General features: G+C 37.1%; 23 protein-coding genes. 20 read left to right on the forward strand and 3 right to left on the reverse strand.

Features of this window, described 5'->3' with window-relative positions; all coding sequences use genetic code 11:
• Positions 1-216: 216 nt before the first annotated feature.
• Entirely contained in the window at positions 217-816 is a 600-nt protein-coding gene (locus tag BUC16_RS16010) for an NUDIX hydrolase (protein WP_073371823.1), read from the reverse strand.
• Positions 817-823: 7 nt separating this feature from the next.
• On the opposite strand from BUC16_RS16010, the gene pyrE reads away from it, so the two are divergent.
• Both pyrE and BUC16_RS16020 read left to right on the forward strand, forming a co-directional pair.
• Positions 824-1471 carry an orotate phosphoribosyltransferase gene (gene pyrE, locus BUC16_RS16015; protein ID WP_073371824.1) on the forward strand — a complete coding sequence of 216 codons (648 nt, stop codon included), beginning with the start codon at positions 824-826 and terminating at the stop codon, positions 1469-1471.
• A 59-nt stretch (positions 1472-1530) separates the two neighbouring features.
• Entirely contained in the window at positions 1531-1923 is a 393-nt protein-coding gene (locus tag BUC16_RS16020; RefSeq protein WP_073371825.1) for an orotate phosphoribosyltransferase, read from the forward strand.
• 82 nt (positions 1924-2005) lie between these two features.
• Here the strand turns inward: BUC16_RS16020 and BUC16_RS16025 are convergent, their stop codons facing one another.
• The gene (locus BUC16_RS16025) at positions 2006-2734 is read right to left on the reverse strand and encodes a biotin--[acetyl-CoA-carboxylase] ligase (RefSeq protein WP_073371826.1); all 729 of its coding nucleotides are present in this window, start codon (positions 2732-2734) and stop codon (positions 2006-2008) included.
• A 97-nt stretch (positions 2735-2831) separates the two neighbouring features.
• On the opposite strand from BUC16_RS16025, the gene rsfS reads away from it, so the two are divergent.
• From rsfS to BUC16_RS16115, 18 genes are all read left to right on the forward strand, one after another.
• Positions 2832-3203: a ribosome silencing factor gene (rsfS, locus tag BUC16_RS16030; protein ID WP_073371827.1), complete on the forward strand. Its 372-nt coding sequence runs from the start codon at positions 2832-2834 to the stop codon at positions 3201-3203.
• A gap of 14 nt (positions 3204-3217) precedes the next feature.
• Entirely contained in the window at positions 3218-5140 is a 1923-nt protein-coding gene (gene ftsH, locus BUC16_RS16035) for an ATP-dependent zinc metalloprotease FtsH (RefSeq protein ID WP_073371828.1), read from the forward strand.
• 110 nt (positions 5141-5250) lie between these two features.
• Positions 5251-5853 (forward strand): LUD domain-containing protein, encoded by a 603-nt coding sequence (locus BUC16_RS16040; protein WP_073371829.1) that lies wholly within the window; start codon positions 5251-5253, stop codon positions 5851-5853.
• A gap of 1 nt (position 5854) precedes the next feature.
• On the forward strand, positions 5855-6745 hold the full coding sequence (locus BUC16_RS16045) for a phosphatidate cytidylyltransferase (RefSeq protein ID WP_073371830.1): 891 nt from the start codon (positions 5855-5857) through the stop codon (positions 6743-6745).
• Positions 6735-7388, forward strand: a complete 654-nt coding sequence (locus tag BUC16_RS16050) for a phosphatidylserine decarboxylase family protein (protein WP_073371831.1) — start codon at positions 6735-6737, stop codon at positions 7386-7388. The genes BUC16_RS16045 and BUC16_RS16050 overlap by 11 nt, the downstream gene beginning before the upstream one ends.
• A complete protein-coding gene (locus BUC16_RS16055; protein ID WP_073371832.1) occupies positions 7388-7657 on the forward strand; it encodes an acyl-CoA-binding protein in 270 nt (89 codons plus the stop codon). Before BUC16_RS16050 ends, BUC16_RS16055 begins: the two co-directional genes overlap by 1 nt.
• 8 nt (positions 7658-7665) lie before the next feature.
• A complete protein-coding gene (locus tag BUC16_RS16060; protein WP_073371833.1) occupies positions 7666-8436 on the forward strand; it encodes a superoxide dismutase in 771 nt (256 codons plus the stop codon).
• 219 nt (positions 8437-8655) lie between these two features.
• The gene (locus BUC16_RS16065) at positions 8656-10227 is read left to right on the forward strand and encodes an OstA-like protein (RefSeq protein WP_073371834.1); all 1572 of its coding nucleotides are present in this window, start codon (positions 8656-8658) and stop codon (positions 10225-10227) included.
• Positions 10228-10335: 108 nt separating this feature from the next.
• Positions 10336-11517 (forward strand): aspartate aminotransferase family protein, encoded by a 1182-nt coding sequence (locus BUC16_RS16070; RefSeq protein ID WP_073371835.1) that lies wholly within the window; start codon positions 10336-10338, stop codon positions 11515-11517.
• 142 nt (positions 11518-11659) lie between these two features.
• Positions 11660-13054: a tetratricopeptide repeat protein gene (locus tag BUC16_RS16075; protein WP_073371836.1), complete on the forward strand. Its 1395-nt coding sequence runs from the start codon at positions 11660-11662 to the stop codon at positions 13052-13054.
• Positions 13055-13144: 90 nt separating this feature from the next.
• Positions 13145-13894, forward strand: coding sequence for a shikimate dehydrogenase family protein (locus tag BUC16_RS16080; protein ID WP_073371837.1), 750 nt, complete (start codon positions 13145-13147; stop codon positions 13892-13894).
• Between the two features lie 81 nt (positions 13895-13975).
• Positions 13976-14566, forward strand: coding sequence for a hypothetical protein (locus BUC16_RS16085; RefSeq protein WP_073371838.1), 591 nt, complete (start codon positions 13976-13978; stop codon positions 14564-14566).
• A gap of 91 nt (positions 14567-14657) precedes the next feature.
• Entirely contained in the window at positions 14658-16115 is a 1458-nt protein-coding gene (locus BUC16_RS16090; RefSeq protein ID WP_073371839.1) for a sialate O-acetylesterase, read from the forward strand.
• A 211-nt stretch (positions 16116-16326) separates the two neighbouring features.
• Positions 16327-16977: a hypothetical protein gene (locus BUC16_RS16095; protein ID WP_073371876.1), complete on the forward strand. Its 651-nt coding sequence runs from the start codon at positions 16327-16329 to the stop codon at positions 16975-16977.
• Between the two features lie 75 nt (positions 16978-17052).
• On the forward strand, positions 17053-17418 hold the full coding sequence (locus BUC16_RS16100; RefSeq protein ID WP_073371840.1) for a hypothetical protein: 366 nt from the start codon (positions 17053-17055) through the stop codon (positions 17416-17418).
• Between the two features lie 42 nt (positions 17419-17460).
• Positions 17461-17937, forward strand: a complete 477-nt coding sequence (locus BUC16_RS16105; RefSeq protein ID WP_073371841.1) for a hypothetical protein — start codon at positions 17461-17463, stop codon at positions 17935-17937.
• Between the two features lie 147 nt (positions 17938-18084).
• Positions 18085-18681 carry a dihydrofolate reductase family protein gene (locus BUC16_RS16110; RefSeq protein WP_073371842.1) on the forward strand — a complete coding sequence of 199 codons (597 nt, stop codon included), beginning with the start codon at positions 18085-18087 and terminating at the stop codon, positions 18679-18681.
• Between the two features lie 191 nt (positions 18682-18872).
• Complete coding sequence (locus tag BUC16_RS16115) at positions 18873-19097, forward strand: hypothetical protein (protein ID WP_141226188.1); 225 nt, start codon at positions 18873-18875, stop codon at positions 19095-19097.
• A gap of 18 nt (positions 19098-19115) precedes the next feature.
• On the opposite strand, the gene BUC16_RS16120 is transcribed toward BUC16_RS16115, so the two are convergent.
• Complete coding sequence (locus tag BUC16_RS16120; RefSeq protein ID WP_073371844.1) at positions 19116-19463, reverse strand: DUF1508 domain-containing protein; 348 nt, start codon at positions 19461-19463, stop codon at positions 19116-19118.
• Positions 19464-19470: the final 7 nt, after the last annotated feature.

Raw genomic sequence — 19470 nt, forward strand, 5'->3', positions numbered from 1 at the left:
CTCAATTCTCAAAAATAGCATAAACAAATTTAAAAATGCTTTTATTTTTTTAGATAAATCCGTTAATTCTCAAATGAATATATCATATAGACATTTGCTCGAAGAATTTATTTTTAACAAAAAAAAGCCCAATTTTGGATTGGGCTTATAAAGATTTTAAATCCAATAAAAAGAGCATTTATAAAATTTTCAAATTACTCAACCAACAACGATTTATTAGATTATTTTTTCTTCTTCAAACAGAAGCTTGATATTTTCATAGGATTTTTTCAAGACCTCGGGCATTTCTTTTGGACTGAGCCAAACGGCTTTTTCTATGCCTTCTTCGATTTGTCCAACAGGAATGCCGTCAAAATCAGAAAACATTTCAAACCATTGGGTGATTTTTAGTTTATAAACGCCATTTCGTTTGAAAACATGGTAGGTTTTTTGCAGTTTTTTGGTGATTTTTAATTTGTTGACACCGGTTTCTTCTTCCACTTCCCGTAAGGCAGTAGCTTCAATATCTTCTCCTTTTTCGGTTCCGCCTTTTGGCAAATCCCATTTTCCACCCCTAAAAATAAATAAAACCTCCCCTTTTTTGTTGTAAACCAATCCTCCTCCCGCTTTGGAAACAGGAATTTTGGATTTCAAAGTTTTCATAATTTCCTTTTCATCGGGATGATAAAGATAGGCTTTCTGAATTTTATTTTGAAATATTTTTACTATAAGTTGCTCTATATCTACACTTTCTAATAAGAACAATTGAAAATTAGTCTCTTTTGAGATTTCATTTGTCAAAAAAAGTGGTTTGTCGTTCACAAAAACTTTATACATTTGTATTATGATATTTAATAAAGATACCGCCGAGAAAACTGCCGAATTGCTTTTGCAAATAAATGCAATTAAATTGAATCCAAGAAATCCTTTTACATGGGCTTCGGGATGGCAATCACCTATTTATTGTGATAACCGACTAATACTGTCGTTTCCGCTCATAAGAAATTATGTTCGAGACGAATTTTCCAAACACATCGAAAAACAATTTGGGAAACCAGATGTTATTGCCGGAGTGGCTACTGGAGCCATCGGAATTGGTATTTTGGTCGCCGAAAGTATGGGCTTGCCGTTTGTTTATGTAAGACCGGAACCCAAAAAACATGGTCGCCAGAACCAAGTGGAAGGTTTTTTGCAAAAAGGACAAAATGTGGTAATCGTGGAAGATTTAATCAGTACTGGAAACAGTAGTTTGCTTGCCGTGGAAGCTTTGCGTGCTGCTGGAGCCAACATCAAGGGAATGGCTGCCATATTTACTTATGGCTTTGACGTTGCCCAAGAAAACTTCAAAAAAGCCAATGTTGACTTGCTTACCTTGAGCAATTATCAAAATCTATTGAACTTGGCAGTTGCCAAAAAATACATTACCGAGGAAGAAGAAGAAACCCTGAGAGATTGGAGTTCAAAACCATCAACCTGGAGCATCGAAGTATAAATTGATCGACAAAAACCTTCTTTCACCCCAAAACTTTGGGATTAAAATAAAATTATAAAATGAACCTAGAAAGCCCCAGAGTTACTGTCGAAAAATCAGCGCAAGAATTATTTGACTTATTGAGTGATGTACAAAACTTTGAAAAATTAATGCCTGAGAACATTGCAAAATTTGAAGTTATTGGAGGTGATTCTTTTATTTTTGGACTAAAAGGAATGCCTGAAATCCAATTAAAAATGAAAGAAAAAGTTGCACCAAACAAAGTAATCCTAGGTGCGGCAAGCGATAAATTACCTTTTACTTTGGAAGCAGACATTAAATCTGTTTCGGAGAGTTCTTCTAACGTGCAACTGCTTTTTAACGGCGAATTTAATGCCATGATGGGCATGATGATAAAAGGCCCGATTGGAAAATTCATCGAGACATTAGCCTTGAACATGACAAAACTATAACTCCGTTTTACATAAAATAAAGAAACCTTTCAATTTGCATTGACAAGGTTTCTTTATTTTATGACCTATTTCAAATGGGTATTCAATACAACATTTGAATTTCTTTAATCCCAAATTCCGAAACCGAATCGTCTTCCAAAAGAATTTGGAGTTTCCCTATGGAAGTCACCCCTTGAATTATTCCCATAAAATTTTGCTGATTTGCGTCTGCAAATGGCATTGGAGTTCCTTTTTTGAAAAGTAAATTGGAATAACACGCCCACAATAAATCCTTGTTTTGTTTCCAGGACTGGACATTTTCTTCGAACTTTTGAACAATCTTGAAAAGCAGGTCCTCTTTGTCGAAAGTGGTCTTGCAAATAGCCGCCAAGGAAGATGCTTTTGGCAAATGTTCAAAATCCATTTGATTGACATTCAATCCCAAACCCACAATTGACACAATGGTTCCTTCGCTTTTCAGGCTGTTTTCTATCAAAATACCGCCTATTTTTTTATTATATGACATAATGTCGTTTGGCCATTTGATTCTCAATTCAGGAATATTATATAGTTCCAAAGCTTGAATTACAGAGACAGCCGTAGCAATGTTAATATCAAAAATGGCATTGTTATCAAACAAAAAATCTTTCACCAAAATACTCATTATTAGATTTTTACCGGATTCAGAAACCCAAACAGCGCCCATTTGTCCCTTGCCTTTAGTTTGGGTTTCGGCAGTGACAACGGTAAAGTTTTCAACAGTTTGGGTACTCGATAATCCTTTGAGGAATTCATTTGTAGAATCTATGGCATCGAGTTTGATTAGCTTCATGAGAAATTATTTGTGAAATAGAAATTTAATATTATGTTAAGGTTCAAAAATAATCACAAAAAATGGTAACTTTACAAACTTATTTTAAAAATAATTCATGGCTAAAAAAACTATAAATAATGATGTTCTACTAGCAAACATCATCAAGGGAATAGAAGAAGTAAAAGGGAATGATATCGATATTCTTGACTTAAGAGAAATAGACACCGCTGTTTGCGACTATTTCATCGTCTGCAACGGAAATTCAAACACCCAGGTTAACGCCATTGTTAACTCCATCCAAAAAACAGTTTCAAAAGAATTAAAAGACAAGCCTTGGCATGTTGAAGGCTCCGATAATGCGGAATGGGTTCTTATGGACTATGTAAACATCGTGGTACACGTTTTCCAAAAACACATTCGCGAATACTACAATATCGAAAGTCTTTGGGGCGATGCCAAAATTACCACAATCCAAAATAAATACTAAAGAAATATACTGTAATGGCTAAAGATAATAATCCAAATTCAAACAAATTTAAAGTAAGTCCTTGGTTAGTTTATGCTTCAATACTATTGATTTTCTTGTTCATTAGTTATATAACTGGTGGATCAAGTTTTCAAGAACCTGCCCAAATGAAATCATCCGATTTTAACAGTTTTCTTGAAAAAGGACAAATTGAAAAGGTAATCATACGAAACAAAAAAGTAGCTGAAATATACCTTAGTAAAGCAGCATTACAAAATAAGGCCAATAAAAAAGTGGCCAAAGATGTTTTTGACCAACCAAACAAAGGTCCACATTACACTTTTATAATTGGTGATGTAGGGAATTTTGAGAAAAAACTAGACGTTGCCAAAACTGAAAAGAAAATAACCGATTATGACTTTCAAGAAAGCAGCAATTGGGGTGATCTTTTTATCCAATTATTGCCAATCATCATCATTGTGGGTGTTTGGATATTCATTATGCGAAGAATGTCTGGCGGCGGTGGCGGTGGCGGACAGATTTTCAATATTGGAAAATCAAAAGCCAAGCTTTTTGACGAAAAAACAGACATCAAAACTTCATTCAAGGATGTTGCGGGTCTAGAAGGTGCGAAAGAAGAGATACAGGAAATTGTTGAATTCTTGAAAAACCCAGAAAAATATACCAACCTTGGTGGAAAAATCCCAAAAGGAGCTTTGCTCGTTGGCCCTCCGGGAACAGGTAAAACTTTATTGGCAAAAGCCGTTGCCGGCGAAGCCCAAGTTCCATTTTTCTCCTTGTCAGGTTCTGATTTTGTTGAAATGTTTGTTGGAGTTGGTGCCTCTCGTGTACGTGATTTATTCAAACAAGCCAAAGAAAAATCTCCTGCCATCATCTTTATCGACGAAATTGATGCCGTGGGTAGAGCCAGGGGAAAAAACAATATGTCAGGTGGAAACGACGAACGTGAAAACACCTTGAACCAATTGCTGACGGAAATGGATGGTTTTGGAACCAATTCAAACGTAATCGTTTTGGCGGCAACCAACAGAGCCGATGTTCTGGACAAAGCCTTGATGCGTGCGGGTCGTTTTGACAGACAAATATTTGTTGATTTACCGGACATTCGCGAACGCGCCGAAATATTCCAAGTTCACCTTGCTCCATTAAAAAAAGTGGAAGGTCTGGATTTAGATTTTCTTGCCAAACAAACTCCTGGTTTCTCTGGAGCCGACATTGCCAATGTATGTAACGAAGCGGCTTTGATTGCTGCCAGAAACAACAAAACCGCAGTAGACAAACAAGATTTTCTTGATGCCGTTGACAGGATTATTGGTGGTTTAGAAAAGAAAAACAAAATTATCACTCCCGAAGAAAAGAAAGCCATCGCTATTCATGAAGCTGGTCACGCCACCGTAAGCTGGATGTTGGAACATGCTGCGCCACTTATCAAAGTTACCATTGTTCCTCGTGGACAAAGTTTGGGAGCTGCCTGGTATCTTCCTGAAGAAAGACAAATCGTGAGAACCGACCAAATGTTGGACGAAATGTGTGCCACCATGGGAGGAAGAGCTGCCGAGAAAGTAACTTTCGACCGAATTTCGACTGGAGCACTTAGTGATTTAGAAAAAGTTACCCGTCAAGCTCGTGCCATGATAACCATTTATGGATTGAATGACAAAATCGGAAATGTTACTTATTATGATTCAAGCGGACAAAGCGAGTACAGTTTTTCCAAACCTTACTCAGAGGAAACTGCAAAAGTAATTGATACCGAAATTTCAATGTTGATAGAAAGCCAATACGAAAGAGCCATCAAAATATTGGAAGACAACAAAGACAAATTGAATCAATTGGCAGACATCCTGATCGAAAAAGAGGTCATCTTCAAAGACGACTTGGAAACCATTTTCGGAAAAAGAACTTTTGACGCCAATCTTGAAGAAGTAGTATCTTAATAAGCAAAATCATATATTATTTTAAAATCTTAATTCAAAATCCACTTTTGAATTAAGATTTTTTTATCTTTGGACGTTTTCAAATAACATTTTAAGCAGCATAGAAAAATATGAGTCTTTTTAGAAAATTTTTCGGTTCAAATAATCCGGCTTCTGAGGAAGATAAAAATAATGAGTACAGCAAATTCATGCCGGACAATGACGCGCCCATAGAAGAGCAATTTGTCTACAATTTCAAGAAAAATGGCGGTAAATTTCTATATTGCGAAAACGAAACTGAAGTAAAAGAACAACTAGAAAATATTCTCGAAGAAAACGATTGGTTCGAAAGCGAAGCTTTGTGTTATGAACCGGAGCTTTTTAATTTGCTCGAAGAAAACAGAATTGCTTTTGACAAACCCACAAATCCTACTTTTCTTTTGTCAGGTTGTGAAAACCTGATTGGCGACGAAGGCTCCATCTTGTTTTCGTCCAAACAAATCAAGCAACGAAAACCAAACGAATTACCTTCAAACATAGTTGTTATCGCCACCACTAGTCAAATCATCGGAACTAAAAGCGATGGACTGAGCTTTATAAAAAAGAAATACGTAAAAGATTACCCTACAAACATCACTGCCATGAAATATTTTGAAAAGGCGGCTGAAGAAGATTTTACACAATACGGAAGTTCGGCAAAAAACCTATATTTATTGCTTTTAGAAGATCTTTAATATGAATGAAACACTCAAGAGATCTATATCTGGTGCTGTTTATGTAATTTTATTACTGTCTTCAATACTGTTTTCCACTGAAAGTTTTTTTGTTTTATTTGGAGTATTTCTCATAATTGCGATTTATGAATTTTGCAATTTAATCCAAGTAAACAAGTTATTCCCCATTCTTTTTGGGTCTATCTTATACACCACGGTAACTTTAGTGAGTCATTACAATAAAATCACTGAAGACACCATCAATCAGCTATTCGATACTGATATAAAAATTGCCATAAACATACAGCAATTGGATATTATTTTATTGGTCATCACATTGGTCGTTTCCATAAAATGCATTCTTTTCTTGTTTTATGACAACATCCAAAAAATAAGCACTTCGTCAAAATACTTGTATTTGTTGGGGTATGTCATTCTGCCATTTGTATTTATCACCAAAATCTCGTTTGGAATAAATGATTACAATCCTAAAATTATAATTGGGCTGTTGATCTTGATTTGGACAAACGACACCTTTGCTTATATAGTTGGAAAATCCATAGGCAAAAACAAATTATTTGAAAAAATATCCCCTAAAAAAACAATAGAAGGATTCTTTGGCGGAATCGTTTTTGCTGCTTTAGCGGGTTATTTAATCTCCAAATACTACATTCGAGCCAAACCTGAATTCAGCGAAAAATCAATCTTGATTTGGACTTCGATTGCCGTTATTGTCGGGATTATGGGAACAATTGGAGATTTAATCGAATCCAAATTCAAGCGTATCGCTGGCGTAAAAGACAGCGGATCTTTCATGCCTGGTCATGGAGGCATACTAGATCGACTAGATAGTGTTATCTTTGTAGCACCAATAATATTTTTATTTTACCAAATTCTAAACTATGTTTCATAAAGAAGGAGCTCAATCTATTTTACTAGGCACTGTTTTCACGGCTGTCGTACTTTTATTAACTGACAAATTCATGGATCCCAATTGGATTCAAAAAGCAGTTCAAATAGCGGCATTTGTGCTATTGATTATCATTTTACAATTTTTCAGAAATCCAAAACGCAACTATATTCTTGATGAAAACCAAATTTTATCTCCCGTGGATGGAAAAGTGGTTGTAATTGAAGAAGTATATGAAGGTGAATATTTTAAGGAAAAACGCATTCAAGTTTCTATTTTTATGTCGCCAATAAATGTTCACGTAACACGTTATGGACTTAGCGGTCTTGTGAAATTCAGCAAATACCATCCAGGAAAATTCTTGGTGGCTTGGCATCCAAAAGCAAGCGAGGAAAACGAAAGAACAACTATTGTTATCGAAAACAAAACTTTTGGAGAAATACTTTACCGTCAGATTGCAGGAGCTTTGGCAAGAAGAATTGTCAATTATGCCAAAGAAGGAACGCAGGTTGTTCAATGCGAAGATGCCGGTTTCATAAAATTTGGATCCAGAGTTGACGTATTTTTACCTCTTGGAACGCCTATTAATGTTGTACTTAACCAAAAAGCAGTTGGTGGCAAAACCGTCATTGCAACAAAAGCTTAATGACAAAAAAAGATTTAGATACACGATTTCAAGAAGCCGTAGCCATAGCTTCACAAATGACACAGGCATCCTTGCCCCAAGATGTCCAGCTACGACTGTATGCCTTTTACAAACAGGCAACCTATGGAACGTTAAACTATAATCTTTCTGATAATTTTGATTTGAGAAATGCTTTCAAAACCAATGCCTGGATTCAAATCAGTCATTTAACTATTGAAGAAGCAAAAGAACAATACATAGAAATCATAAATTCCTTAATACAAAAATAATTGTCGTCATGAAAAATGTTCGTGTTCTATTATTGAATTTACTCTTGGCAACCATTTTACTTTCCTGCAACAAAAAGAAATATACCGAAGTTGTCGAAGTTCCCTTGCCTACTGCCCAAGAAAAAGTGACCATGGGAATGCCAGAAGATGTAAAATCGGATGAAGGTTCATTCCAACTGGAAAAACTACCCTATAATTACGATGCCTTGGCACCTGATATAGCAGCATTGACAATGGAAATGCACTACTCCAAACATTATTTGACGTACACCAACAACCTGAACAAAGCCATTGCAGGAACTCCATTGGAGAATCTAACGATTGAAGAAGTCCTGGCCAAACTTGACCCAAGTGTTCTCGAAATCAAGAATAATGCGGGTGGCTATTACAATCACTCCCTCTATTTTAAATGTATGGGAACAAAATCTGACGGACAACCCAAAGACACTTTGGCCGGTGCCATCACCAAAAATTTTGGTTCTTTCAACAATTTCACCTCTGCATTCAAAGCCGAAGCCACAAAACAATTTGGTTCTTCTTGGGTTTGGTTGATTGTGGACAAATCTGGAAACCTCCAAATCACAAGTACCCAAAACCAAGACAATCCCTTAATGCGAAATGCTCTAGTTCCCGGAAAACCAATCCTGGCCTTGGATCTTTGGGAACACGCCTATTACTTGGATTATCAATACAAAAGAAAAAATTACGTGGATGCTTTTTTCAACGTAATCAATTGGAACAAGATAAGCGAGAATTACGAAGAAGCGCTGAAGAAGTAGTCGATTCAAATATATAAAAACAGGTGTAAAATCAAAATTACACCTGTTTTTTTATACAATTTAAACAAACATCACAAGACCAATCGAATACTTATAAATAAATCATAATATGGATTAAGGTTGTTTGGTTTTTCTTAAATTTGGCAAAAAATAAATCCATTGAAGAAGTTACTCCTTTTCATAAGTTGTTGTTTAACAATTCTACTCACGCAAAACCTTGTGGCACAAGCACCAAAAAAAATCTTGATAGAACATTCTGATTATTTTGATGTAAACCAAATCGAGGCTCCCGATGCTGCATTACTGACCGGAAATGTCCGTATTAATCACGACGGCGTAATCATGACCTGCAACAAAGCCTACTATTTTCAAAAGGAAAACTACATCAAGGCCTTTGGAGACGTGCAACTGGTTCAAGGCGACACTTTATATTTAAACAGTAAATATGCCGAATATAACGGCAACGTGAAACAAGCCTATGCCACGGGGGACGCCGTAATGCGCTCGCCAGAATCTACCTTGGTTACCGATACCATCAACTTTAACCGCAATACCCAAGAAGTTTATTACAATTCGAATGGAACCATTACCAACCGAGACAACACGCTAAAAAGCAAGTCCGGAAAATATTATGTTGCCGAAAAAAAATTCCAATTCCTCACGGCAGTCACCATCACGAATCCCAAATACGTAATCAAGTCCAATCATTTGGATTATTACAGCAATTCAGGGCATTCCTATCTTTTTGGCCCATCAACCATAACCAGTAAAACCAATTATATTTACACCGAAAAAGGGTTTTATGACACCAAAAGAAACTTGGCCCATTTTCTTCGGAAATCCTACATCAAATACGATGATCGCTTGATAGAAGGCGACAGTTTGTATTATGACCGAAACCAGGAATTTGCCTCGGCAACGCGAAACGTAAAAATAACCGACTCCATCAATCGAGGTGTCGTCAAAGGTCATTATGCCGAAGTTTACAAGAACAAGGATTCAATGTATGTAACCAAAAGAGCCGTGGCAATCAACTTTGTCGAAAACGATTCGGTCTATATCCACGGAAAAAAACTGATGGTTACCGGCCCAGAAGGCGACCGAATTATTCGCGCTTTCAACAATGTGCGTTTCTTTAAAACCGACATGAGCGGCAAATGCGATTCGATACATTCCAGTTCAAAAATAGCCTTGACAAAATTAATTGGAAATCCGATCCTCTGGAACGGGGAAAGCCAGATTACGGGCGACATAATGCACCTTATCGGCAACAAAACGACACAAAAACTCGATTCGCTCAAAGTCCTCAACAACACTTTTATCGTCTCCAAAGACACGCTTGGAACCGGTTTCAACCAAGTCAAGGGACAAAATCTGTTCGGGAAATTTCTGGAGGGAAAACTCCACGATGTGGACATCATCAAAAATACCGAAGTTATTTATTACATGCGAAATGATGCCCAAGAACTCATTGGCATCAACAAAAACGTGAGCAGCAAAATCAACATTATTTTTGATAACAAAGAAATAGAAACCATCACTTTTTTCAAGCAAGTAGATGGCACGATTTATCCAGAAAAAGACCTGCCCGAACCCGATCGAAAACTACGTGGACTGGTCTGGCGTGGCGATGAAAAAATCAAATCGAAAGACGATATTTTTCCACCGGAAGAAAATATAGAAAACGACAAACTGGTCCAAGAAGGAAAAAAAGAAGCAGCCAAGGAAAATGTCCCAATGAAAATCCGGAAGGAAACCTTGAATTACGACAAAAAGAAGAAAAAGAAGTAATCAGTTCCCAGTATTCAGTCGCAGTTTTCAGATTGCAGATGTCATTACGTAGGATAGAGCAATCTCATAAAAAAAACTCCGTAAACTTTTCGGTTAAAAACATAAAACGTGGACAACGATTTCATAAAATACCAAGCCCAAACTTCGCCCTATCCCTTGGGAATGGAGGTTTCACACGCCAAAGGGTCTTATATTTTCGATACCAACAACAAGAAATATTTGGATTTAGTGGCTGGCGTTTCGGCTTGCACACTTGGACACCAACCGCCAAGAGTCAATCAGGCGATAAAAGACCAATTGGACAAATATTCGCACGTGATGGTGTATGGCGAATATTCGCAAAGTCCAGCCGTGGAATATTGCAAATTGATGGCTTCGCTCCTACCCAAACCCTTGGACAAAACCTATTTGGTCAATTCCGGTACCGAAGCCATTGAAGGTGCTTTAAAACTAGCCCGAAGAACCACTGGAAGAAGCCAATTGATTTCTTGCCACAATGCCTATCATGGCAACACCATGGGGTCGATGAGCGTGATGGGATTTGAAGAACGCAAGCGAATCTTTCGTCCGTTGATCCCCGATGTCGATTTCATCACCTTCAACAACGAAGCCGATTTAGAAAAAATAACCACCAAAACAGCCGGAATTATTCTCGAAACCATTCAAGGTGGTGCCGGTTTTATTGAGCCTCACAACAATTTCCTGAAAAAAGTACGCGAGCGTTGCACCGAAGTGGGCGCGATGATGATTCTCGACGAAATCCAACCGGGTTTTGGGAGAACGGGGAAACTTTTCGGATTCCAAAATTACGATGTCGTTCCCGATATTGTCGTTATGGGAAAAGGTATGGGAGGCGGAATGCCCGTGGGTGCTTTCACGGCTTCTTCGGAAATGATGGATTTGTTGAGCCACGATCCCAAACTGGGTCATATCACGACTTTTGGAGGCCATCCTGTCATTGCGGCAGCCTGCTTGGCAACTTTGCAGGAAATTACGGAAACAAAACTGATGGAAGAAACTTTGGAGAAAGAAAAGCTCTTCAAATCACTTTTGGTACATCCTTTGATAAAAGAAATTAGAGGACGAGGATTAATGTTGGCGGCAATGACGGAAAGTGCCGAGATTACAAATGAAGTGATCCTGAAATGCCAAGACAAAGGACTGATTTTATTTTGGCTTTTATTCGAGCCAAATGCCATCAGAATAACACCTCCATTAACCATTTCGGAAGATGAAATTCGGGAAGGTTGTGCGATACTAATTGAAGTGATGAATGAAATAAGGATTTAGATTGCAGACTGATATTGTCAATGTTATTTGAAATTCCCATTAAAAAACTGTTAATTAAATTGTTCACAACAATTCCAACTTTTCCTCACATTAACAACAAGGTTGCCTAATTTTATTTTGGGCAAACTCAAAAAACAAAAGTATGCAATTAAGCAACGAGGAAGAAGACTATAACCTATCCCTATCCAAATTTGAGTCGATGTTGAAAACCAACAAAGTGCTCTTTTTTGACTCCGAGGAATTCGAAGACATCATCCTTCATTATCTCGATATGGGGAAAGCCAATTTGGCTAAAAAAGCATTGAAACTAGCATTGGAACAACACCCAAGATCAACCGGACTAAAACTGGTTCAAGTTGAAATGCTAATCTATGACGACAAACTTGAAATAGCTGAAAAGCTGCTCAACGAATTGTATGCCATCGAACCCAACAACGAAGAAATCTACATCCAGAAAGCAAACATTTGTTCCAAAAGAGACCAACACGAAAAGGCGGTCGAATTGCTCAGAATTGCTTTGAAATTCACGGATGATTATGCCGATGTCTATAACTTGATTGGTATGGAATACCTGTTTATGGACAATCTCGAAATGGCCAAAGAAAGCTTCATCAAATGTTTGGAAGAAGATTTCGAAGACCAATCAGCCTTGTACAACGTGGTGTATTGCTTCGAATTTTTGGATCAAAACCAAGAAGCCATCATCTATTTGAACCAATACATCGATAAAAATCCATACAGCGAAATCGCTTGGCATCAGCTGGGACGCCTGCATTATGGCGTGAAAGAATACGAAAGTGCCATTCGTGCTTTTGATTATGCCACACTTATCGACGACGAATTCCTGGGGGCTTTCATGGAAAGAGCCAAGGCTTTGGAACGATTGAAAAAATACGAAGAAGCCATTGTAAGCTACAATAGAACCATCGAATTAGACGATGCCACTTCTTATGCTTTGCTTCGAATTGGAAAATGTTATGAAAAATTGGGCAACAAAGTCCAGGCTTTGAAATACTTCAACAAAACGGTTCATGAAGACCCGCTTTTGGACAAAGGCTGGATTGCCATTACCGATTTTTACGTTCGTCAAAAGAACTTCCAAAAGGCCTTGTTTTTTGTCAATAAAGCATTGGCCATCGACAATCAAAATCGCTTGTATTGGAAACGATACGCGACCATCAACAAACAAATGAACTTCTTTGAAGAAGCCGAATTTGGATACCGAAAAGCGGTGGAATTTGGCGATTACGCTTTAGACACTTGGTTGTTCTGGGTTGATATCCTGCAATTTTTGGGTGAATTCGATAGTGCCATTCAATCTTTGTTGCAAGCAACGGAATATTTTCCGGAAGAGAACGAAATCGAATATCGTTTGGCAGGATTGTATTTCATAATTCAGGATACTACCAAAGCTAAGTTTCATTTGAGCAATGCTTTGCGTTTGAATTTTGACAATTACATCATTTTGGAAGATTTATTTCCCGTGGTTTGGACTCGAAAAATGGTTCAAAACTACATTGCAAAACATAAAAAATAAAAATTAATATTTCCTATAAATTTCACGAATTCACACTAATTAATTGGTGTAAATTCGTGAAATTTGTGTTTTAATAAACTACATACAAAAATGCTGGATACAATAAGAAAACGCTTTGGTTTGTTGGGACGCAACATCGGTTATTCCTTTTCGAAAGGTTATTTTACAGAGAAATTCAACAACGAGAAATTAGAAGGTTGCACTTACGAGAATTTTGACATTCCAGAAATAACCGCCTTCCCCGAAATCATAAAAAACACGCCGGATCTAAAAGGAATGAACGTGACGATTCCATACAAAGAAGTCGTGATTCCATATTTGGATAAACTATCAAAAAAAGCAACGGAAATTGGCGCCGTTAACACCCTAAAATTCACCAAAAAAGGAAAATTGAAAGGCTACAACACGGACTATTATGGTTTCATGAAATCATTGGAACCCTTGTTGCAACCGCATCACAAAAAAGCACTGATTCTGGGAACTGGCGGTGCTTCCAAAGGCGTGGCGTATGCCCTGAAAGAATTGGGGATTTTGTACACTTTTGTATCCAGGGAAGCCAAAGAAGGCATCATCGATTACGACAGCATCAATGCGACCACTTTTGACAATTACCAAATCATCATCAACTCCTCTCCAGTGGGAACAAGCCCAAATACCGATGCTTTTCCGTTGATTCCCTACGAATACTTTACCGAAAAACACATTGCTTACGACCTGATTTACAATCCTGCGGAAACCCAATTCCTCAAAAAAGCGAAAGCAAGAGGAGCACAAACCAAAAACGGACAGGACATGCTTGTTTTTCAAGCAGATAAAGCTTGGAAGATTTGGAATAGGTAAGTAATTATTTTGGCCTTTCTGTAATAAAAATCCTTATATTTGATCAGACAGAAACTCTTCGAATAAAAAAATAAAAATTAAATGAAAAACATTTTAGCAATCCTGTTTTTGGGATTATTTTTTAATGCCAACGCCCAAGACATTAGCGTTGAAAAATCAATTTTTGGAATACAAACTGGATTTATGGGAATTTGGTTAAACAATGAAATCAAACTTACAAACAGTTTAGCTTTAAGAAGCGAAATTGGAATTGAAAATGACTTTTCAGTAGGAAGCCATTACGAGGGTGCCGGGTTTATTCTTCAACCGGTTTTAACATTGGAACCCAGATATTACTATAATTTAAAAAAAAGAAATGCCAAAGGGAAAAACATATCCAACAATAGCGGAAATTATTTATCTCTAAAAACAAGTTATCATCCAGATTGGTTTGTTATAAATTTAGATGAAAACACAACCAAAACTGCAGATTTAGCTATTGTTCCAACTTGGGGCATAAAACGCCAAATAGGCAATCATTTCACTTACGAAACAGGATTAGGATTAGGTCTCAGAATAGTGTATTTGAAACCGAATTACCAGAATGGCAACATACAAAATGTAGACGATTCCCCCGAAAATCAACTTCAATATGTTCCTTATTTGAACTTAAGAATTGGGTATATTTTTTAGTAAATAAACAAGTAAATGCATTCTTAACGATAACAACAAAATTGTGTTCCATCAGTTTTAGTCATCTCTTGATTTTTTAAAATATAAAAATATGTGTTCCAAAAAACTGACTTTCTTGTCATTGAGCGTTTTGCTTGTCTTTAGTTTCAATCTTTTTAGCCAAGTCACGCTTCCGAAAATTCTGGGACACAACATGGTGTTGCAACAACAGAAAGAAGTACCTGTTTGGGGAACTGCCAGTGCAGGCGAAAAAATATCGGTTTCTTTTGCCGGACAAACCAAAACAACCGTTGCCGACAAGTCCGGAAAATGGTCGGTAAAACTCCGCTCGATGAAAGCATCCTTCACACCACGCGAAATGACCATTAAAGGGACAAACATCATCGTGCTGAAAAACATATTGGTTGGTGAAGTCTGGCTTTGTTCAGGCCAATCGAACATGGAATATGCGATGCGAAAATACAGCAAATTCCAAACAGCGGTAAAGGGAAACAGACCGCCCGAAGATGACCTGAACACGGCAAACAATCCCAATATCCGCATTTTTCTGGATCGTCGAAAATACATGGAACCCAGTCCGGAACACCTTGGTTGGGACGCGGCAATGGGACGACCTTTGGTTGATTTTTCGGCTGTGGGTTATTATTTTGCGAAAGACTTGTATGCCAAATTACACGTGCCCATTGGAATGATTTCTGCGGCAGTGCCCGGCAGCAGGATTGAACCATGGATTCAAGCTTCCAAAATGGATGTGGCTCCTGTAATGAAAAACGGAAAAACACTGGACAAACTGAGTGCCGATGATGGCGGTTCCGGTAAATTTTACGACACGATGATACAGCCGCTAATTCCTTTTGCCTTGAAAGGAATGCTATGGTATCAGGGAGAATCCAATTGTTTCCTGAACGAAAACATCCGTTATGCCTACAAGTTAAAAACGCTGATAGAAAGTTGGCGTACCGATTGGAATGACAAAAAAATGCCTTTTTATTTTGTCCAAATTGCGCCCTACAATTATTCTGCATCTAAGGATCGTCCTCTCAGCAATGAAAACCTTCCCGAATTCTGGGAAGCACAAAGGCTGGCCTTGCATTTAAAGAACACCAACACGATTGCCATTACCGATTTGGTCGACAGCATTGCCGATTTGCATCCGGGTTACAAATGGGAAGTGGGTCGTCGTTTGAGCCTAGTGGCCGCCAACAAGGCTTACGGACAAAAAAATGTCGTTTGTTCCGGCCCCACATATCAAAAAATGAAAGTCGTAAACAATACCATCGAAGTCTCTTTTTCAAACACGGGAAGTGGTTTGGCAAGCCGTAATGGAAAACCGCTTAGCTGGTTTAGCATAGCGGGTGCTGATGGAAAATTCGTATCGGCAAAAGCGGAAATAATCGACAATAAGGTAATCGTTTCTGCTCCCGAAGTTCCACATCCTGTTTCGGTGCGTTTTGGTTGGAACGAAGCTGCCCAATCCAATTTCATCAACAAAGAAGGGCTACCCGCCGTTCCTTTCAGAAGCGATAATCCTTGGGATAAACTTTTTTAATCCAACTACAGGATTTGTTTGTTTTTCAACAGAGAAAGTTTAGGTGATTTGAAACAAGTTCATTTTTAATTATTTGTAATAAAAATCGTCATCTTTGATAAATCACAAACGCTACTCAGTAGCGAGAATCAACCTGATTTTGGGTATATAGTTGCTACTTTATAGCAAGTATATGCAAGTTAGCGGATACCAGTTGAAAAACAAAGTATGTATGAAAGAAGAATTTATAACATTTGAAAAATTTAATGACCAAAATTCAGCAAAAGAATTAGGCGAATTAATAGCTGAACAAAACATTGAATTTTTGTTAGAAGACAATTCTTTGAGTTTCGACCCAACTTTTGCTAACAATGGTTTTGAAAAAGAATATTGCATAAAACTCAAAAAAAGTGATTTTGAAAAAGCTAATAAAATATTAGCTGATAAATCGGAAACCGAAATTAATGACATTGATAAAGATTATTATTTATTGAGTTTTTCTGAGGATGAATTAATTGACGTAATTTCAAAAAGTGATGAATGGAATAAATTTGACGTTTCACTTGCTAAAAAATTACTTAAAGAAAAAGGCAAAGAAATTACACCCGAAGAAATCGAAGTAATTAAACAGCAAAGAATTTTAGAATTGTCAAAACCCGAAGAGGGTCAAAAAATCTATATAATTTTAGGATATTTAAGCGCCTTTTTGGGTGGATTATTGGGGATTTTTATTGGATGGCACTTGCTAACTTATAAAAAAACACTTCCAAATGGAAGCCGAATTTATGCCTATTCTGAAAATGACAGAAAGCAGGGAAATCGAATTTTAATAATTGGAGGAATCTTTTTGGTGTTTTGGATTATAATTAGAATTCTGACTTAAACCACATATTCCGGCACCCGCTAACATATACTACAACGTTATGAGCAAGCTTCAATACAACCTTTTAAAATAAATATGAAAAAGGAATCCAAAAATAATTGGCCTGAATTTGATATAAGAAACTGGAAACATATTCCAGTAATTTCTCGTCGAATTGCAACCGAAGAAGAAGCCCGAAAAGGCATTGCGGTTTTCTGTTTACAAAATGCTGGCGACGAACATAATTTTTTTGAAATTGAGTTGCCGAAAATGGCTTACTTGATAAACGAAGAAACAAACGAAAAAGAATTAATCGTAGCAATTCAAGCGGAAGAATCAAAATATGGAATTGTGATTGGTTATAGAAATCCAAAAGGTGGTAATGGAGCATGTCTACTTAATGAATTGGATTTTCTAAATGATTTAGAAACAGAAAATGTAACTAAAAAAGCCAGCTCATAACAGGACTTCTTCGATTGAACTTTTGTGCGAAACTGAATATTTATGCCAAGATTTCAATCACTTATCCAAACGATCAAACGTTTTTACATAATTAAAACAACAAATAAACCTATGATGAAATATAGTATCAAAGTTTGGCTTTTTACAGTTACAATTTCTCCTTTACTTCTATTTTTAACTTTAGGGTTAACTGCAAACTCAGCACAATGGAATGAAATATTAGACTCTTGGCTAATATTATCCATCATGATGGTATATGGATTAGTCCTATCGATACCTGCCATATTGATTTTTTGGTTAATTCAACGAAAACTAACAACTACTTTAAATGACAACAAAGTGAAACTGATATTAAGTCTGTATTCATTTATTTCAGTTTGGATTACATTTTATATTTTTGACAAAGGATTTGTTGAGCGTGGTTTCCAGCAAATGCTTTGGGTGATAGTATATTCCATAACAACTGTTATTGGAGTATGGCTTTTCAAACTTCAAAAGCTAGAAAAAAACGAGGCATAGCAGCTACTACTAAGAAACGTTAGCTGTCAGTTGTTATGAACCCCTGCTTTGCGAAGTCTCACTACTTCATTCAGATTTCCATCATTAATAAACTTAACTTTTGGTTCCTATTTTTAGTAAATTTGATAAACAAAAACACCTAAGACAATGAGAAAAATAATCATCTTGTCATTTATTTCATTAGATGGAGTAATGCAAGCACCTGGTGGGCCTGAGGAAGATACATCGGAAGGTTTCAAATATGGTGGTTGGAGCGCACCTTATGCTGACGAAGCCAGTGGTAAGGTCGTGCAAGAAGAGTTAAAACAACCGGCAGATTATCTTTTGGGCAGAAAAACGTTTGAAATTTGGGAGGCCTTTTGGCCTGAACATGAAGACGTTTGGCCAGGCATCAATGATGGCACAAAATACGTTATGTCCAAAACCTTGAAAAAAACAAACTGGAAAAATACCGTATTTATCGAAAGCTTGGCAGATATCGAAAAACTCAAAAATTCGGAAGGCCCTGATATTCAAGTTTGGGGGAGCAGTAAGCTTATTCAGCTACTACTCAAGAATGATTTAGTGGACGAACTCAGTCTCAAAATTCACCCGTTGATTCTTGGCAAAGGAAAAAAGTTATTTGACAATGATGCGATTCCAGCAGCATTTACATTAACAGAAAGCACTATTACCCCAAGCGGAGTATTTCTTGCCCATTACAAGCGAGCCGGAAAAGTCAAAACTGGCACTATGGGAGTTTAAGATTTCGCGACAGAAATATAAATCCGGAAACACAAACTCATTCATCGTAAAATCTAAAACATATGATTTTACGGCGGTATGATTGAAAGACCTAAGCAGTTATCACAAACTTTACCCAAAAGTATTTACCAATTCCTTTTATGCGAATTTTATTGACTAAATTTAGATTAACTAACATTAAAAAAGTTAAAATGAATACATCAAAAATAATTGCAACACTATTGATTTTGGCAAGTTTCGGAGTTGGATATCTTGGCTACAATAAAATAGCAGAGAGCACGAATGAAGTAAATTTGTTGGGCCTAAAAATCGAAGCATCCGATGAATCCGGAAAGCAAGAAGGTTATCTGTTTCTGGGGTTGGCAGCCATTCTTTTTTTTGGAGGAATCTATACCTTGAATAAATCCAAGAATTAATTATTCTTTTTCGATGATCTAATCCGGAAACACGAATTCATTCATCGTAAAATCCAAAACATCCGATTTTACGGCGGTGCGAATGATTTCGTCGATGCCTTTTTCGAGTAATAATGGCGTGGTGTATTTTCGGCTGGTGGCAATTACGATTTCTTCGAGCATCATTTTGAAAAAATACTTTCCGTTTGCCGCCCTGGATTTCACGTAAGTGTATTTTTCGATGTTGGCCTTTATCGCTTCGATGCTGTCTTCGCACTCCATCTTGAGTTCCATGGAAGGACTCGTAAAAATCGTTTTCCCTTTTCTGGACGTAAATACAAATTTGTACCGATCATCAAATCTTTTACTGATAACGAAAGTTCCCATAAATTAG

The organism is Flavobacterium fluvii (assembly GCF_900129545.1).
GTDB lineage: Bacteria > Bacteroidota > Bacteroidia > Flavobacteriales > Flavobacteriaceae > Flavobacterium > Flavobacterium fluvii.

Excerpts from the sequence above, each read along its gene's own strand:
- BUC16_RS16010 (WP_073371823.1), bottom strand. The coding sequence starts at position 816 with ATGTATAAAGTTTTTGTGAACGACAAACCACTTTTTTTGACAAATGAA.
- pyrE (WP_073371824.1), top strand. The coding sequence starts at position 824 with ATGATATTTAATAAAGATACCGCCGAGAAAACTGCCGAATTGCTTTTG.
- BUC16_RS16020 (WP_073371825.1), top strand. The coding sequence starts at position 1,531 with ATGAACCTAGAAAGCCCCAGAGTTACTGTCGAAAAATCAGCGCAAGAA.
- BUC16_RS16025 (WP_073371826.1), bottom strand. The coding sequence starts at position 2,734 with ATGAAGCTAATCAAACTCGATGCCATAGATTCTACAAATGAATTCCTC.
- rsfS (WP_073371827.1), top strand. The coding sequence starts at position 2,832 with ATGGCTAAAAAAACTATAAATAATGATGTTCTACTAGCAAACATCATC.
- ftsH (WP_073371828.1), top strand. The coding sequence starts at position 3,218 with ATGGCTAAAGATAATAATCCAAATTCAAACAAATTTAAAGTAAGTCCT.
- BUC16_RS16040 (WP_073371829.1), top strand. The coding sequence starts at position 5,251 with ATGAGTCTTTTTAGAAAATTTTTCGGTTCAAATAATCCGGCTTCTGAG.
- BUC16_RS16045 (WP_073371830.1), top strand. The coding sequence starts at position 5,855 with ATGAATGAAACACTCAAGAGATCTATATCTGGTGCTGTTTATGTAATT.
- BUC16_RS16050 (WP_073371831.1), top strand. The coding sequence starts at position 6,735 with ATGTTTCATAAAGAAGGAGCTCAATCTATTTTACTAGGCACTGTTTTC.
- BUC16_RS16055 (WP_073371832.1), top strand. The coding sequence starts at position 7,388 with ATGACAAAAAAAGATTTAGATACACGATTTCAAGAAGCCGTAGCCATA.
- BUC16_RS16060 (WP_073371833.1), top strand. The coding sequence starts at position 7,666 with ATGAAAAATGTTCGTGTTCTATTATTGAATTTACTCTTGGCAACCATT.
- BUC16_RS16075 (WP_073371836.1), top strand. The coding sequence starts at position 11,660 with ATGCAATTAAGCAACGAGGAAGAAGACTATAACCTATCCCTATCCAAA.
- BUC16_RS16080 (WP_073371837.1), top strand. The coding sequence starts at position 13,145 with ATGCTGGATACAATAAGAAAACGCTTTGGTTTGTTGGGACGCAACATC.
- BUC16_RS16085 (WP_073371838.1), top strand. The coding sequence starts at position 13,976 with ATGAAAAACATTTTAGCAATCCTGTTTTTGGGATTATTTTTTAATGCC.
- BUC16_RS16090 (WP_073371839.1), top strand. The coding sequence starts at position 14,658 with ATGTGTTCCAAAAAACTGACTTTCTTGTCATTGAGCGTTTTGCTTGTC.
- BUC16_RS16095 (WP_073371876.1), top strand. The coding sequence starts at position 16,327 with ATGAAAGAAGAATTTATAACATTTGAAAAATTTAATGACCAAAATTCA.
- BUC16_RS16100 (WP_073371840.1), top strand. The coding sequence starts at position 17,053 with ATGAAAAAGGAATCCAAAAATAATTGGCCTGAATTTGATATAAGAAAC.
- BUC16_RS16105 (WP_073371841.1), top strand. The coding sequence starts at position 17,461 with ATGCCAAGATTTCAATCACTTATCCAAACGATCAAACGTTTTTACATA.
- BUC16_RS16110 (WP_073371842.1), top strand. The coding sequence starts at position 18,085 with ATGAGAAAAATAATCATCTTGTCATTTATTTCATTAGATGGAGTAATG.
- BUC16_RS16115 (WP_141226188.1), top strand. The coding sequence starts at position 18,873 with ATGAATACATCAAAAATAATTGCAACACTATTGATTTTGGCAAGTTTC.
- BUC16_RS16120 (WP_073371844.1), bottom strand. The coding sequence starts at position 19,463 with ATGGGAACTTTCGTTATCAGTAAAAGATTTGATGATCGGTACAAATTT.